The organism is Bdellovibrio sp. HCB288 (assembly GCF_047305935.1).
Classification (GTDB): domain Bacteria; phylum Bdellovibrionota; class Bdellovibrionia; order Bdellovibrionales; family Bdellovibrionaceae; genus Bdellovibrio.
The window spans coordinates 769,466-784,010 of record NZ_CP178619.1; the positions used below are offsets into that span (position 1 = coordinate 769,466).

Annotated in this window: 20 protein-coding genes and 1 tRNA gene; 9 read left to right on the forward strand and 12 right to left on the reverse strand. The window is 46.3% G+C overall.

Annotated elements, in window-relative coordinates; translation table 11 throughout:
• Positions 1 to 66: 66 nt before the first annotated feature.
• The 3 genes from ACLVWR_RS03605 to gcvT form a co-directional block, all read right to left on the reverse strand.
• A tRNA-Leu gene (locus ACLVWR_RS03605) sits at positions 67 to 149 on the reverse strand.
• A gap of 58 nt (positions 150 to 207) precedes the next feature.
• Positions 208 to 597, reverse strand: a complete 390-nt coding sequence (gene gcvH, locus ACLVWR_RS03610) for a glycine cleavage system protein GcvH (protein ID WP_340597552.1) — start codon at positions 595 to 597, stop codon at positions 208 to 210.
• 10 nt (positions 598 to 607) lie between these two features.
• Entirely contained in the window at positions 608 to 1,690 is a 1,083-nt protein-coding gene (gene gcvT / locus ACLVWR_RS03615) for a glycine cleavage system aminomethyltransferase GcvT (protein ID WP_340597553.1), read from the reverse strand.
• An 87-nt stretch (positions 1,691 to 1,777) separates the two neighbouring features.
• On the opposite strand from gcvT, the gene ACLVWR_RS03620 reads away from it, so the two are divergent.
• The gene (locus ACLVWR_RS03620) at positions 1,778 to 2,284 is read left to right on the forward strand and encodes an SAM-dependent methyltransferase (protein ID WP_413582556.1); all 507 of its coding nucleotides are present in this window, start codon (positions 1,778 to 1,780) and stop codon (positions 2,282 to 2,284) included.
• Positions 2,285 to 2,379: 95 nt separating this feature from the next.
• Complete coding sequence (locus ACLVWR_RS03625) at positions 2,380 to 2,862, forward strand: DUF4423 domain-containing protein (protein WP_413582557.1); 483 nt, start codon at positions 2,380 to 2,382, stop codon at positions 2,860 to 2,862.
• A 78-nt stretch (positions 2,863 to 2,940) separates the two neighbouring features.
• Here ACLVWR_RS03625 and ACLVWR_RS03630 read toward each other — a convergent pair whose 3' ends face one another.
• The 3 genes from ACLVWR_RS03630 to ACLVWR_RS03640 form a co-directional block, all read right to left on the reverse strand.
• Positions 2,941 to 3,351, reverse strand: a complete 411-nt coding sequence (locus ACLVWR_RS03630) for a hypothetical protein (RefSeq protein ID WP_413582558.1) — start codon at positions 3,349 to 3,351, stop codon at positions 2,941 to 2,943.
• A 108-nt stretch (positions 3,352 to 3,459) separates the two neighbouring features.
• Positions 3,460 to 4,101: an iron-containing redox enzyme family protein gene (locus ACLVWR_RS03635; protein ID WP_413582559.1), complete on the reverse strand. Its 642-nt coding sequence runs from the start codon at positions 4,099 to 4,101 to the stop codon at positions 3,460 to 3,462.
• Between the two features lie 48 nt (positions 4,102 to 4,149).
• Entirely contained in the window at positions 4,150 to 4,833 is a 684-nt protein-coding gene (locus ACLVWR_RS03640) for a hypothetical protein (RefSeq protein WP_413582560.1), read from the reverse strand.
• A gap of 345 nt (positions 4,834 to 5,178) precedes the next feature.
• Here ACLVWR_RS03640 and ACLVWR_RS03645 point away from each other — a divergent pair, with 345 nt between their 5' ends.
• The 5 genes from ACLVWR_RS03645 to ACLVWR_RS03665 all read left to right on the forward strand — a co-directional run bounded on the left by ACLVWR_RS03645 (position 5,179) and on the right by ACLVWR_RS03665 (position 9,482).
• Positions 5,179 to 6,684 (forward strand): sensor histidine kinase, encoded by a 1,506-nt coding sequence (locus tag ACLVWR_RS03645; protein ID WP_413582561.1) that lies wholly within the window; start codon positions 5,179 to 5,181, stop codon positions 6,682 to 6,684.
• An 84-nt stretch (positions 6,685 to 6,768) separates the two neighbouring features.
• On the forward strand, positions 6,769 to 7,206 hold the full coding sequence (gene dtd, locus ACLVWR_RS03650; protein WP_413582562.1) for a D-aminoacyl-tRNA deacylase: 438 nt from the start codon (positions 6,769 to 6,771) through the stop codon (positions 7,204 to 7,206).
• Positions 7,207 to 7,271: 65 nt separating this feature from the next.
• Positions 7,272 to 7,400 carry a hypothetical protein gene (locus tag ACLVWR_RS03655; protein WP_340597561.1) on the forward strand — a complete coding sequence of 43 codons (129 nt, stop codon included), beginning with the start codon at positions 7,272 to 7,274 and terminating at the stop codon, positions 7,398 to 7,400.
• Between the two features lie 67 nt (positions 7,401 to 7,467).
• Positions 7,468 to 8,601, forward strand: coding sequence for a patatin-like phospholipase family protein (locus ACLVWR_RS03660; protein ID WP_413582563.1), 1,134 nt, complete (start codon positions 7,468 to 7,470; stop codon positions 8,599 to 8,601).
• A gap of 5 nt (positions 8,602 to 8,606) precedes the next feature.
• Complete coding sequence (locus ACLVWR_RS03665; protein WP_413582564.1) at positions 8,607 to 9,482, forward strand: helix-turn-helix domain-containing protein; 876 nt, start codon at positions 8,607 to 8,609, stop codon at positions 9,480 to 9,482.
• On the opposite strand, the gene ACLVWR_RS03670 is transcribed toward ACLVWR_RS03665, so the two are convergent.
• Entirely contained in the window at positions 9,479 to 9,664 is a 186-nt protein-coding gene (locus ACLVWR_RS03670; protein WP_340597564.1) for a hypothetical protein, read from the reverse strand. The two genes, ACLVWR_RS03665 and ACLVWR_RS03670, sit on opposite strands and share 4 nt — an antisense overlap.
• Before the next feature lie 141 nt (positions 9,665 to 9,805).
• Here ACLVWR_RS03670 and ACLVWR_RS03675 point away from each other — a divergent pair, with 141 nt between their 5' ends.
• The gene (locus ACLVWR_RS03675; protein ID WP_413582565.1) at positions 9,806 to 11,002 is read left to right on the forward strand and encodes an exo-beta-N-acetylmuramidase NamZ domain-containing protein; all 1,197 of its coding nucleotides are present in this window, start codon (positions 9,806 to 9,808) and stop codon (positions 11,000 to 11,002) included.
• A gap of 2 nt (positions 11,003 to 11,004) precedes the next feature.
• Here the strand turns inward: ACLVWR_RS03675 and ACLVWR_RS03680 are convergent, their stop codons facing one another.
• Both ACLVWR_RS03680 and ACLVWR_RS03685 read right to left on the reverse strand, forming a co-directional pair.
• On the reverse strand, positions 11,005 to 11,184 hold the full coding sequence (locus ACLVWR_RS03680; RefSeq protein ID WP_413582566.1) for a hypothetical protein: 180 nt from the start codon (positions 11,182 to 11,184) through the stop codon (positions 11,005 to 11,007).
• 66 nt (positions 11,185 to 11,250) lie between these two features.
• Positions 11,251 to 12,252: an LLM class flavin-dependent oxidoreductase gene (locus tag ACLVWR_RS03685; protein ID WP_413582567.1), complete on the reverse strand. Its 1,002-nt coding sequence runs from the start codon at positions 12,250 to 12,252 to the stop codon at positions 11,251 to 11,253.
• A gap of 86 nt (positions 12,253 to 12,338) precedes the next feature.
• Here ACLVWR_RS03685 and ACLVWR_RS03690 point away from each other — a divergent pair, with 86 nt between their 5' ends.
• The gene (locus ACLVWR_RS03690) at positions 12,339 to 12,707 is read left to right on the forward strand and encodes a hypothetical protein (RefSeq protein WP_340597568.1); all 369 of its coding nucleotides are present in this window, start codon (positions 12,339 to 12,341) and stop codon (positions 12,705 to 12,707) included.
• Here ACLVWR_RS03690 and ACLVWR_RS03695 read toward each other — a convergent pair.
• From ACLVWR_RS03695 to ACLVWR_RS03705, 3 genes are all read right to left on the reverse strand, one after another.
• A complete protein-coding gene (locus ACLVWR_RS03695; protein WP_413582568.1) occupies positions 12,660 to 13,400 on the reverse strand; it encodes a rhomboid family intramembrane serine protease in 741 nt (246 codons plus the stop codon). The two genes, ACLVWR_RS03690 and ACLVWR_RS03695, sit on opposite strands and share 48 nt — an antisense overlap.
• Before the next feature lie 115 nt (positions 13,401 to 13,515).
• Positions 13,516 to 13,926, reverse strand: a complete 411-nt coding sequence (locus ACLVWR_RS03700; RefSeq protein WP_413582569.1) for a hypothetical protein — start codon at positions 13,924 to 13,926, stop codon at positions 13,516 to 13,518.
• 20 nt (positions 13,927 to 13,946) lie between these two features.
• Entirely contained in the window at positions 13,947 to 14,444 is a 498-nt protein-coding gene (locus tag ACLVWR_RS03705) for a hypothetical protein (protein ID WP_413582570.1), read from the reverse strand.
• Between the last annotated feature and the right edge of the window lie 101 nt (positions 14,445 to 14,545).

Genomic DNA, 14,545 nt, shown 5'->3' on the forward strand with positions numbered 1-14,545 from the left:
CTTATTCAGTCAGCTTATTTTATTACTTCCGAAGAAGATTGAAAGAATCCTTCCTGCGGAAAGATTTGGTGCCCCGCGAGGGACTTGAACCCCCACGCTTGCGCACTAGATCCTAAGTCTAGCGTGTCTGCCAATTTCACCAGCGGGGCAACACCGTTTTAGCGGAAACAAAGATTTAGCGAATTGTGCCCGCTAAATCAATAGAAATTATTTGTCTGCGATCAATTTTTTGTAATCTGGAGCGCGCATCAAGTTAGCTAGCTCCTTTTCAGTATCCATTTCGATACGAACCAACCAGCCTTCGTTCACTGGATCGTCGTTCAAAACTGATGGATCGTCGCCCAAAGATGCGTTTACTTCGATTACAGTGCCAGAAACTGGCGCGTAAAGGTCAGAAACCGCTTTTACGGACTCAACCACCCCAAAGATTTGACCTTGAGTGATTTTTTGACCTTCTTCTGGAAGCTCAACGTAAACGATCTCGCCCAAAGAATCCTGTGCGAACTCAGTGATGCCGACAGTCACGATGTTCTCGTCAACTTGAGCCCATTCGTGTTCTTTTGTGTAGTAATAGTCTTCAGGAATATGAAATGCCATGATGGGCTCCTTATTTCGAAATAAATGGTGTTTTAACAACAACCGCTTTCACTTTGCGGCCACGGATATCCAGAAGGAACTCAGTTCCCTCTTTGGCATAAGCTACATCAATAAATGCGATGCCAATTGGTTCATCCAGGCTTGGTGAGTGAGTACCACTAGTTACCTTGCCGATTTCTTTATTGTCAAAAGAAAACAGGCTGTAACCCTGACGGGGGATGCCCTTCTCAAGCATCTTAAATCCCACAAGATTTTGCTTCAAACCGGCCTCTTTGACCCCAACGATTTGCGCCTTATTCATAAAGTCTTTTTTTGCTGGTTTAATCACCCAACCAAGACCCGCTTCGTAAGGATTCGTTGTGTCATCAATTTCGTGACCGTAAAGGGAATACTTCATTTCTGTGCGTAGAGTATCGCGAGCGCCCAAACCGATCGGAGCCACTCCCAAGTCTTTCCCTTGCGCCAAAAGTTCGTTCCAAAGCGCCGGAGTTCCCGCCGCATCCACGAACACCTCACAGCCCTTCTCCCCTGTGTAACCAGTGGTAGCGACCATGATGTTGTGGTTTTGGAATTTGCCGGATTTCACAGTGAACGGCTTCATTTCGCTGACTTTGAAACCAAAGACGCGATCACAAAGTTCCAAAGCTTTCGGACCTTGAATGGCGATTTGACCCCATTTATCGGACTCGTCCGTCATATCAGAGCCCTTGTTGTGTTTCGTCATCCACGCAAAGTCTTTGTCTTTGTTGGAAGCATTCACACAAACCAGGTAGTCAGAGTTTTTGGAAAGGCAATAAACGATAATATCGTCGACCAGGCCGCCTTGGTCATTCGGAAGAAGAGAATACTGAGCTTCGCCATCATTCAAGCGAGCCACATCATTCGTCGTCAACCACTCCAAAGTTTCAAGGGCTTTAGGTCCTTTCACACGGACTTCACCCATGTGAGAAACGTCGAACAGACCCACGTTCTTACGAACATTGTCGTGCTCTTCACGAAGACCTACATATTGAACAGGCATGTACCAGCCGGCGAAGTCGACCATGCGGGCGCCCAAAGAAACGTGTGTATCAGCTAATGGAGTTTTTTTCATGGCCGTGAGTCTCCGATTTACGATAGTAACAGTCAAGGAAGGCCACGATTGCAACGCCGCCGCAGCTTTAGTAAGAACTCTTGAATCATGTTTAAACTTTCCGATCGCATGCAAGCCGTCTATGACCATTTGATTCCAGGGGAGCCCGTCTGGGACTTTTGCTGCGATCATGGCTATCTGGGACTCAGTGCGTACCGCAGCGGAAGATTTCCCGAAGTGCACTTTGTTGACCAAGTGCCACATATCATCTCCGCCCTGAAAGAACGCTTCGAACAAAAGCACCAAAAGTACGAGCAGGATCAGCGCGCCTTCTTTTGGGCTCAGAGCGGAGAATCCTTAACACACAAAGTCAGCGGCACCGTTGTGATCATCGGAGTGGGGACACACACCATCGCCGATATCATGCGCGGAATTCACGAGAAAAATTCATCATTTATCAAACGGTACATCATTAGCACCCATAACTATGAAGAGAAATTGGATGCGTTTTTTGATGAATTTGATCCCTTCAAATCATCGTTCCAATTCACCAAATTCTGTAATGTTCCGGAAAATGGAAGAGTCCGTAAACTATTGATATTCGATAAAATTTAAAAAACCTAACGCACCCCGCATGGCTCTATTAAATTAGTGTAAGACTGTGAACAAAATATTGATTATTCGGTCCCCTCCAAATAGACACTTCGGTCATGCAAGAACAAATCAAAAACTCAGATTTTCGCCAATTCCTTGAAGAAGAGCTCGCTCGTCGCAGCCAAAACTATCCACGTTATTCATTGCGTGCATTCGCAAGACACCTGGAAGTGGACTCATCTTTCCTTTCAAAAATCCTGAACGGCAAACGCACTGTAACTATGAGAACTATTCGTATGTTTGGTGAGCGTTTGAATTTGCCGGGTGAGCAGCTTCAACAATTCGCTGAAGTTAGCCGCGAAAAGAAAATGAAACGTAAACTTGAGCGCTTGCTTGAGAAAATGCCTAGCGAAGACCGCGAACAATCAACGATCACTATCACTGTTGATGAGGCGCGTTTGGATGAGGCTAAGGAAAAAATCAAATCATTCCGCAAGGACCTTGCGCAATGGTTGGATGCTGGCGTGACTCAACAGGGTAAGACTTATCAGATCTCTGTTTCCATGTTCCCGGTTTCCGGTTTTGGTCTTAACGACTAATCTTGCATAAGTAGTTTGAAATTAAAAAGCCGAGTGTAACAGCACTCGGCTTTTTTTTATTTCTGCGAATCTCAAAAGCTATTCTTTCTTTTCTGTCGCAACTGGCTTGCAAACAATAGATCCAAAATTTGAAATCAATTTATAGCCAGCCGGGCAATCCCCATCGACAGGCTCAACAGTCGCAAGTTTTCTATTTTTGATTTTGTCGTAGGTATTGTAGGGTTCACAGCTGGAAAACTCTGTCGCCGAAGGATTGATCGTCCTCATGATCATCACACAGGCCATATACGTCTTTCGTTCATCGGAAGCACTGGCCAGATCGTTACGGAAGGAATGACTGTCTTCCGCCACCATGGAACCGAAGCTGATCATAAAGTACATACAACTGGCCACTGCGCCCCAGAAAACCAGGTTCAGAAAGTACGCGCGATAGACCTTCAATTGCGCAATCTCTCGTTCTAAGTTGAATTTATAGCGAGACGGCTCCATACCGATTTATTATACCCACTTCAAATTTGAATAAAAAGCGGCCCCTTTTTGGGACCGCTTACCCCTGTCTCTAAATGATATTTTCTTTATAGCCCTAATGCAAGAGACCTAGGCCGCTTTAAGACCTGCTTTAGAGGCTTCTTTGCATTGATTCAGCATCTGTTCATAGTAACTCAGCGTCTGCTTCAGATTCTGCAACACGACTGTCTGGTGATGTTCAGGCAAAGTCGCAATCTTGGACAGAGCTTCGTCTGTGTGACCGACGTCCTCCTCCGCATGAACTCTGATAAAGTGGGCCGCCTTAGGCCCCCAGGCTTTCTCCACACGCGAATTCACATGGTCACCAAAATAGGCGGCAAGAGCCTCCAGCCCCAGGATGTAGCCAAAAAATGCCATCGGTGATTGATGTTCGATATAATAGTACTGCGTCTGATACAGAGCACAGGTCCCTGGCATCTCGGGCCACTCTTCCATCTTGCTACCCAGAGTTTTTAAATCATTGACCAGCAATTTATCGTGCCCTTTTTCTTCCCCACTGTGTGTAAGGAAGCGATTGTGAAACTCCGGAGCGGCAAACTCTGTACGTGCCCCGGCCAGCGCAAGCAAGCGTGTCGTGTGACGGGCAAAGTAATATGTTTGCGACACCCAGGCAGAATAGGCCTGCTTGTCCTCCCAGGGAAAATTCTCGATCTGCTGTTTTGAATATTTTAAAAGTTGTTTCAGTTCTTCGTTAACGTTCGTATTTTTCATTAGTTTCTCTTTCTTGTTCAGGTACGTTTAATTAAAAGTTTAAAAAATCTAAGCGGCATTTCTGAATGGAGTTACAATTCTGGTTTCATCCAGGATATGGGTATGATTGGCTTTGGCCGCCCAAAGCTGCTCGACCAAATCGGCGTGTTTGGCATCCCCTAGCGGCTGAACTTCCCCGTGCTTCGTCATCAAAATTTCGCACTCGTAGTTCATTTTGATCACACTGCCGAAATAGTTCGCGCCACTTTTGGCGGATTTACGTCTCACATTCAGATCACGACGTGCGGTGCCCACCAGACAATCCCAGCCACCGGCCTCCATCACCTTACTGCCCAAAGCAATAATCACCTCGGACCAATTCACCTCGGCGTTTCTGGAACGATAATCCGGCGACACAGTCAGATATTCCATGCTCATCATGGTGTTGATGCCACGGCTTTGGAATTTCCGGATGATCGCTTCATCAAAAGCTTTCATATAGTGGTGATCGCGAAGAGCTTCGGAGCGCAAATCGAAAGCGCTGTACATGTGAAAACCAAAAACTTTATTATTATCAGTCAGCGCGACTATGACATCACACCTGTGAAAATCATCGGGATTCAGTGGCTCCCCCACTTTACCCAAAACATCTTTATAAACTGTTTTCCAAAGATCATAGACATTGTTGCTTAGCTGAACTGTGTCTGCTGTTAACTCTCTTGGATTGAATAAATGATACTGAAATCGCCCCATGCATATTCCTCCGCGAAGATTTTTCGGAACGTGCTGACGCGAACTTGAAGGTTGATTTTTTAGTATTGAAATAGAACGTGCAAATTCTGGAATTACTAGAGAGGAACTCTACAAATCCTTATTTGATACGTAAACAAACTGTTTTTGGATTATTTCAATTCGAGACTCCAACATTTGCAATTAGAGTCGAACAATGAATTCAGCGACTTCAAAAATTCAAAATTTCCGGAATCATGTGAAGATATCTTCAAACGTTTTAATGGAACACAAACTTCGACTAGACTTGTTAGTATTTTATAACTTTCTGAGTTGCTTAAACACACTGAGGGTTGTTATTCAATTTGTATGAGCACAAATACAAATCAAACCGAAGTCTTATTGGAAGAGAATAATCAAACAGAAATGTCGCCAACAAAGAAGAAGTCGACTTTCGAAAAAAAAGCTCTGTTGGTCCTATCAGCTGTTTTCGTGGCAGTTCTGATTGGCGCATGGGGCTACGCAATGCGCGTGCAGCAAGGAGTTGCAGGCAATGGCCTCACAACACATGCCGATCCAGCAGCCTTGATCGAGATTGAACGCATGCGTGGGATCGCTTCGTCGCAACTCGACAACAGCCGCGCCTACTTTCTTTTAGGTTCCCAAAATATTTACGATAAACAAAAGAATGAAAAAGAATCCCTGCTGACGGCACTGACTTCCTTCGAAAAGCAACACAACCTTCCGGGCATTCCAGCAATTGTAAAACGGATCCAGGATATTCAGGTTAAAAATCAAGAGTACTTTGACCAAGCCATCGAACACCGTGATAAGAAAACGGAGTCACGCATCGTCGGCCAATTCTTTCAGTCAAAATCCACTCCCCTTCGTTCCCAGCTCAACGAAGCCTTTGATGATATGATTCACCTGCATCAGGTTCAAATCGACAAAGCACAGGAAGAAATCCGCACCGCCGCTGCACAAGCAGAAATCCAGATTCCTTTTGGCATGACCTGGCTTTCAGGCTCCTTGATTTTCATTTTCCTGGGCATGGCGTTCCTCGTGGTTCGTTTGCTTAGCAAACAGTCTTTTCAACTGGCACAGCAAAACCGTCTTTATGAAGAGGCGAAAAAAGCAGTTCAGGATCGCGATGAAGCGCTGTTCGCCATCTCCCACGATCTTCAGGACTCTTTGAATATGATCTCGTCAACCGCGGATCGTATGGCTTCCACTCCGCAGGGTTTGGATATCGTTGAAAGCGGTGAGCTTATGAAAAGCACCGTGATCAATATCGAAGGTTTGATCAAGGATATCCGTGATCAAAAGAACACCGAAATGCACGGCCTGACGTTGCGCATGGATCAGTTGTCCGTCGATAACGTTCTGGATAGTGCCCGCATGCAAATGCAAGCCATGGCCAAACAACACGATGTGCGTCTTCAGATTGACAGTGTCAACCCTCCCGTCCTGGCATTCTATGACAATGAACGCGTGCTTCGTGTCCTTGCAAACCTGATCGGAAACGCCATCAAATTCAGCCCTAAAGGCGAAAAAGTGGTTGTGAAAGTTCGCAGTGACCAGAAGTACGTTAATATTTCTGTGATCGACAGTGGACCTGGCATTCCGTCGCATCAATTGGCCGGTGTCTTTGATAACTTCTGGCAAGCCAAAAAGACCGCCAACAAGGGCGCTGGCATTGGACTGGCCATTGTGAAAACTATTGTGGAAGCACACGGCGGAACCGTTCAGATCCAAAGCCAAACCGGGCGCGGTACCACAGTGACCTTCTCACTTCCACGTCGCAGACCGGTGGGTGCATCTTTGAAAAAGCCCAACGTCATCGTAAAAAGCAACCACGCACCAGAGTGGCAATAAAAAAAGGGAGCCTTGAGCTCCCTTTTTTTGACTTCAATAAGCGGCTGGATAAAGATCAAATCTTCACGAAGAAGGTTTGCAAACATGAAGGCCGTTGTACAAAGAGTCCTTTCCGCTTCTGTCACCGTCGATGGAAAAGTCATATCCTCCATCGGCCCGGGATTTCTGACCCTTTTGGGAGTTGCCAAAGGTGACACCGAAGCACAATTGCAAAAACTCATTTCTAAAATTGCCGACCTCCGGGTTTTCCCCGACGCCGATGGCAAAATGAATCTTTCTCTGAAGGATGTGAAGGGAGAACATCTTTTGGTTTCGCAATTCACACTTTTAGGTGACACATCGAAAGGCAAACGTCCTAGCTTCATCTACGCTGAAACACCGGCACTGGCAGAGCCCCTTTATCAAAAAGCCCTGGAACTCAGTCAATCCGCCGGAATTCCAACACAAGGCGGAATATTTGGAGCTGATATGAAAATCGCCTTGCTCAACGACGGTCCCGTAACCTTGCTCCTTGAAGTTTAACGTTTCACAGGCTACATTCGGTCACACCCATGGCGCGTTGCTGCCAAACGATGTGAGGACACACAATGGAATTGGATCCGAAAACAGAACCCGAATCAAAGCAAATGTATGTTTTGCTCGGAACCATTGCTGCAATTCTTTTGGGATTTCTGACTCTGGCCATCCTTATCTATATCTATTGGGTTTTACCGTAAGTAAGCTCGACCAACGGCCAGCTCCGACACGTACAGCTCCCTGCCTTAAATTCCGATAATAATCTGTATGAAAAAATCAGGCTTAGTTTTATCTGGTGGTGGGGCGCGTGGTGCATATCAAGCAGGTGTCTTGGTTGCGATCTATGAAATTGCCCAATCCTCCGGAGTTCCGCTTAAATTCGATTTTCTCTCTGGCGTAAGTGCCGGAGCGATCAATGCAAGTTCGTTGGCCAGCAATGCCCACGACTATAAGTACGCCACAGATTCTTTGGCTCGCTTGTGGAGCGAAGTCCATTTTGATCAGGTCTTTTCCACCGACTCCCTGACCATGGGTAAAATTGGAATCCAGTGGCTAAAAGAAATATCCTTGGGTGGAATCACCGGCACAACACCAGGCCGGGGACTTTTGGACACCACGCCTCTGCGTGGACTTATCAGTCGCAATATGAACTACGACCAGGTCCGTGAAAATATTGAAGCCGGCCATATTGATGCTCTTTGCATCACCTCCATTGACTACGCAAAATCCGCAACGACATCTTTCGTGCAAAGTAAAAATGAAATTTCCTCTTGGGATAAAGGGCGTAAACGCAGTGAGCTTAGTGAAATCAACACTGAGCACATCATGGCGTCCTCGGCAATTCCGTTGCTGTTTCCACCAATCAAAGTGAATGAAAGATTTTTCGGTGATGGAGCTGTTCGTAATCATGCCCCCTGCAGTCCGGTGATTTATCTGGGCGCGGAAAAGCTTATGGTGGTGGGAGTCCGTTTACAAAGTTCCACCGCCTATGATCTGCATGCCGAAAATTCCGAAACCGCACCAAGCCTTGCCCGCGTGATCAACACGATCCTAAACGGCGTGCTGCTGGATGCGGTCGAGCAGGATATCGAAAAACTGCGTCGCCTGAATGAATACGCCAAAGCAATCACACCCGATCAACAACGCAAAGTCGCATTACGTCCTTTGGACTATCTTTTCATCTCGCCATCTGAAGATATCGGCGAAATGGCAGTGCAAAAGGCCGCAAAACTTCCCCGCATCATTCGCTATTTGATGAAAGGTTTGGGAAGCATGCAGGATGCCAGCGAAATCATCAGTTATCTGATGTTTGATCCGACATTCTGCTCGGATCTGATAGAAATAGGTCGCAAAGACGGTTATGCTCAAAAGGAAGAAATTATTAAATTCCTTTTAAAATAGGCGTCATGGGCAATAAAGCTGATTCAATCAAACGACGACACCCTTTGGAATCTCTGGGTGTTAAAATGGTTCGACGCGGAGACATCCGCATTGAACGTTTGAAAGACAGAATCACTCCGAAGGTGGCCTTTCCTCACAAGCATGATTTCTATCAAATCGTGGTCGTGCACAGATCCACTGGCTGGCACGAAATTGACTTCACCACCTACCCCGTCAAAGGATCTCAGGTTTTTCTGATTAAGCCTGGCCAGATGCATGGATGGAAGCTTGCAAAAAGCAGCAGGGGCTTTGTCATTGAATACACCGAAGAGTCCTTTGGAAAAAATCTGTTGGGGAATCTGCGTCTGTCCCAGCACAGCAGACTGGTTCCGGATCACTTCAAGATTCCCACAGGCAATGATATATTCTCTGAAAAGTTTTTGGCGATGATGGAAAGTGAATTCCTTAATCAGGGAGACAACTACGAACTGTCATTGCAAAGCTATTTAAGTCTGGTTTTGCTGGAAGCCTTGCGGGTCACCAAAGCCGCTGACCGCCAATTGGGTGAAAACAACGACGTGGTCACACAGTTCATCGATCTGGTGGAAGAGCACTTTCAGGAAGAGCATCTGTTGGAATTCTATGCGGCTCAATTGAAAGTAACTGCAAAGTCACTCTCCGCAAAAGTTCAAAAGGAACTGGACGTTTCGGCCAAAGAATACATTTTAAATCGCTGCCTGTTGGAAGCGAAACGAATGCTATCATATTCCGACCTGAGTATTGCGGAAATCGGCTACGCCTTGGGTTTCGATGACCCCAACTATTTCAGTCGTTTTTTAAAGAAGAATATGAAAGTGAGTGCCGGCAAGTTTCGCAAAACCGGCAAGCCCAGCCAGACTTAAAACTTGTCCGTGAAGTGCTCTGGTGCGTTTTGCCCTTCGCCATGGCTGCGTTCGGTGTCCAAGGCCACCTTACCTGTGATCCCCACCCATTCCGGGAAAAAGAAGGCCAGGACGGCATAGGCTAGAAAACTGAAAATAGAAATTATGATCGCGCCACCCACGACCCACATTGTGCTGTCCATATTGGCTCCCTTCTGAATGTCATTATGTCTGAATTCCCGGTTTTTGACCATGGAGCAATTGCCCACGGACTAGCACAAATTTCCCATTTGAATCACCTGGGGGATGGGTTTACAATTTTGCTTTAACAAGGAAGTTAACAAATGAAACTGGGTATTGAGGTTTTGCTTTCCGATGCAAAGATGTTGAAGTCGTTAAAAGGAAAGCGTGTGGGCCTGGTCTGCCATCCCGCCAGTGTAAATGAAAATCTGGAACACAGCCTGGATCTGCTGTCTAAAAAAATCAAACTTTCCTGCGCCTTCGGACCACAGCATGGTGTTCGCGGTGACAAACAGGATAACATGATTGAAAGCCCGAACTTCGTGGACCCCGTTCATAAAATTCCTATCTTCAGTCTTTACGGCGAGGTTCGCAGACCCACCGCTGAAATGATGAGCCACTTTGATGTCCTTTTGTTTGATCTTCAGGATCTGGGTTGTCGCATCTATACATTCATCACCACTTTGCTTTACGTCATGGAAGAATGCGCGAAGCTGGATAAAACCATCATCATCCTTGATCGTCCGAATCCAGCGGGCCGCCCTATTGAAGGATTCAAAATGCTTCCGGGTTGGGAGTCCTTTGTTGGAGCAGCTCCAATTCCAATGCGTCATGGTCTGACGGTCGGCGAATTGGCTTTGTACTTTGCTGATTTCTACAAGATGGATCTGGATTTGAATGTCATCAAAATGAAAGGTTATGCGCCAAACAAAGCGCCTGGATTTGGCTGGGAGCAAAAGCGTGCGTGGGTTAATCCATCACCGAATGCCGCGAATTTGAATATGGCCCGCGCCTATTCTGGAACTGTTTTAATTGAAGGTACCACTCTTTCCGAAGGCCGCGGTACGACTCGCGCATTGGAAGTCATTGGCGCCTCTGACATCGACTTCAGCGAAGTGCTGGTAAGAATGAAAAAGAAAGCACCACAATGGCACAAAGGTGTGATCTTGCGTGAATGCTATTTTGAACCAACTTTCCATAAACATGTCGGGAAGCTGTGCCACGGATTCCAATTCCATACGGACACCGTCGCTTACAAGCACGAACTGTTTAAACCATTCCGTTTGACCGCGCTGATGCTAAAAGTAATCCGCGAAATGCATCCGCAGTATCCAATCTATCGCGACTTTGCTTATGAATATGTGAAAGACCGTTTGGCCTTTGATGTGATCAACGGCGGTCCGGCCCTGAAAAATTGGATTGAGGATAAAAAAGCCACGCCAAAAGATCTGGATCAGGCACTGGCTAAAGACGAAAAAAGCTGGGCAAAAGAACGCAAAAAGTATCTGTTATACAAATAGTTCTAACCGACAATAATGGTGGGGGTCATTCTCCCACCATTTTCATTTGCAGCGATCGAGTACTCAATATACTGCAAACTTCTTAAAAGTTTGCGACGTAAGATACGATCCGCAACCGACGCCTCCGAAACTGAAAAAGCGAACTGACTTACCAATACCAGTGAAAAAATTAAGAACCGCATCCTGGCCCCCTTTCCTGTTAATAAGACAGGGAGTGCTGGACCTTCGGTTAATGAAATCGCGATTCTCTAAGTTTTCTTCATCAGCTGCGATATAAGCTCGAAAGAGCGCAATCTGTCGCTGTGATTATACTGATCCGAAACTATCATCAGCTCATCGGCCTGGGTGGCATTGATGAACTCCTGCAGTTTACGAGTCACCGTCTCCGGCCCGCCAATAATGGACGTCGCCAAGCGGGATTTCACCAGTTGCTCCTCGGCCACGGTCCAATAAGCAGCCATCGAGTCCACTGGTGGTTCCATGTTCACACGTTGATTACGGATGATCCCCAGGAATCGTCTCATCATCGTCGTCGACAACCGCTGCGCTTCCTGATCGGTGTCTGCTGCGACAATTTGAATTCCAAGCATCACATAAGGTTTCTTTAAATGCTCAGAAGCCTGAAAGCCGGCGCGATAAATTTTAATGGCATCCATCATTTCGTCAGGAGCAAAGTGCCCCGCAAAAGAATATGGTAATCCCAAATAAGCAGCCAGCTGCGCGCTGTAAAGTGAAGAGCCCAAAATCCATAGCGGAACATTGACACCCGCCCCTGGAATGGCACGAACCTTTTGATCAGCAGACGATTCCTTGAAGTACCCTTGCAGCTCCAGTACCAATTCACCAAAATCCGGTTCACGTCGCAAATCCCGGCGCAGCGCCCGCATCGTCAGTCCATCGGTCCCCGGTGCTCGCCCCAATCCCAAATCAATTCTTCCCGGATACAGAGTCCCCAATGTTCCGAATTGTTCAGCGATCACCAGCGGCGCGTGATTTGGAAGCATGATGCCGCCCGAACCCACGCGAATGCTCTTGGTTCCTCCGGCGATGTAGCCGATCAGCACCGAAGTGGCAGCACTGGCAATGCCTTCCAGGTTGTGATGCTCTGCCAGCCAATAGCGATTGTATCCCCACTGTTCTGCATGACGAGCCAGATCCAGGGAATTGTGAAATGAATCCGCGATGGATTTCCCTTGAGCGATCGAGGCCAAATCCAAAATAGAGTATTTTACTTCAGAGAGAGTTTTCATATTTGTAATTCCTAATTCAGCCTTTACGCTTTGTGATTCTGCAATTTAAGTGTAGATCGACATCTTCAATTGAAGAGAGGTCAAAAATGAAAACACTAATCACAGCACTATTCTTATCCTTCGGTTTCATCAGCGCAGCCCATGCGAATCAATGGACCCATGTTCTAACAACAACGATCACAACGCAATCACCTGACTATAAAGACATTCTGATTCACAATCGCGGGACTTACTCTCAAATCATGGTTGAAACGGGTTCCAAAGCGCACATTGAGCGCATCGACACGATCTCTCACATTCTTTGGGGTAAACAAGTTTCCGGAATCAGCGGAGTTTATGCTGCTGGCGAAAGCAAAACCGCTTACTTCGGTCCTTCCAAAGTTCGCTTCTTGCGCATTTACGTCACTTCAATTCCATTCGGAATGCCCGTGCCTGTGAAAGTTTGGATGAGATAAGTCCATTGGATCGTGAGGGTGATGAACTTTATTACCCTCTGAATCCACCCATTCAAACTGAACCGCTTTTTTAAATTCCTTGCGACGAAGGAAGTAGTAAACCAACGCAAATCCAATTCCCAGAACGAATCCGGTGAAATGGGCACTGTAACTGACTTGCGGGTCAAAAGCCGATGTCGGCATAAACACCCCAAGTCCCACGCCAACGGCTCTAATTCCTCTATGAAGCCGCGATCTTTTCTCATCGAGCAGGCAATACAGAGCGAGCCACACTCCGCCCGTCCAATAAACAACACCCGAAGCCCCCAGCAAGTTCACTCCAGGTGGATAACCTTTAAGTACGATGTAGTTAATTATTCCACCGAAAAACAAAGCTGCCGTTGGAAACATCCAAAGACCAAAAAATCCAACCAGCAAATAGCCTAATACAAAGAATAGAATCATGTTGCTAAGCAAGTGCCCGATGTCAGCGTGGGAGATCAAAGCCGTCCATAAGCGCCAGTACTGCTTCTTTTCAAAGACATTCTGTCCTGATGCAGGCATCCACTGATCTGCACCTGCAAATCCATCCCAATATCCAATAGCGCCAATCACCAGGATTAATACCGTCAATGCCGATATGAATCCTGCTAATGGCGATGGCCTATGGCTGAGCCAAGTGGCCCTTACGTTCTTCCATATGGTTTGTTCCATCAATCCTCCAAAGCGTTGCACTTAATTCTGAGTCCAATCCAAGGGAAGTCAAGGCAGCCAAAAAAAAAGGCCGTCCATCGGACAGCCTTTTTATATTTGATTTGAAGTCGAATCCTTACGGGTTGTAAGTTTGGTGACTGTTTTCCTTGGAATCAAACAACGCCTTGATATACGCCGCTGCAGTGGCATTGTCGTTGTTTTGCAAAGAAGTCTGAATTTGCACAGCCAACCCCGCTGCATATTGAAGATGCTGCTGATAGTTTTGCCATACAGCCGGCTGTTGATCCTGAGGCCATCTGTTTAGGATTTCCGGAACCTTTTGCATATTCGCCTGAAGCAACAAGGCAATCTGATTTGCGTAAACTGCGTTTTGCTGATTCTGAGATGGATCATTCACAGAAGCTTTGATCAGCTTTGCCATTTTTTCGATTTCCATCATGTCTTGTTTGATGCTGGTAACTTCAGCGTAGGCCGCCAACACAACCACTGACAATGCTACAAAAACTGAAAGTAAAATTTTACGCATAAATCTTCCTCTGCTGATTCTTAAATTTTCTTGTGGGCTTTGTTAATTTTGTTGTTAACTTCCTGGTTTTTTTCCACGATCGGCGCGTAATCACGCTGAGCTTCAGGAGTTGCCAGGGTTTTTACCAAAAGATCGCGATACTCAACCAAGGCATCACGGAACTCTTCCATGAAGTACAGGTAGTATTCTTTCAACTCTTGTTTTTCTTTAGGGTCAGTCATCAGACCGCCTTTGGAAGGCAGCACGGACTCCGTCGGATTAGCCATCACAGCTTCCGCACAAGCGATGGAAATATTCAAACCAGCAATACCTTTTTCGATATCCTGATCAGTCACTTTATCCCAAGGATCTCCGATTTTGCGCGCCACTGTTTCAGCATCAGCAAAATACTTTCCTAAATTACGCATTACTCGGTTGATCGTTAATTCAGTTTCATTATTGCGTAGCGGGCAGGTTTCTTTTGCCAAAGACACAGCCGGCATCAATAGAGCGATCGCGATAACAATACGAGAAATCATGGGCACCCCTTTAATAAACAGTGCCAAGCTAGTAACTGAGGGTTGCTTGGAAGTCATGCGAGGGGCCAGTCAGCACTCTAATTGAAAACCAAATGGCTTGC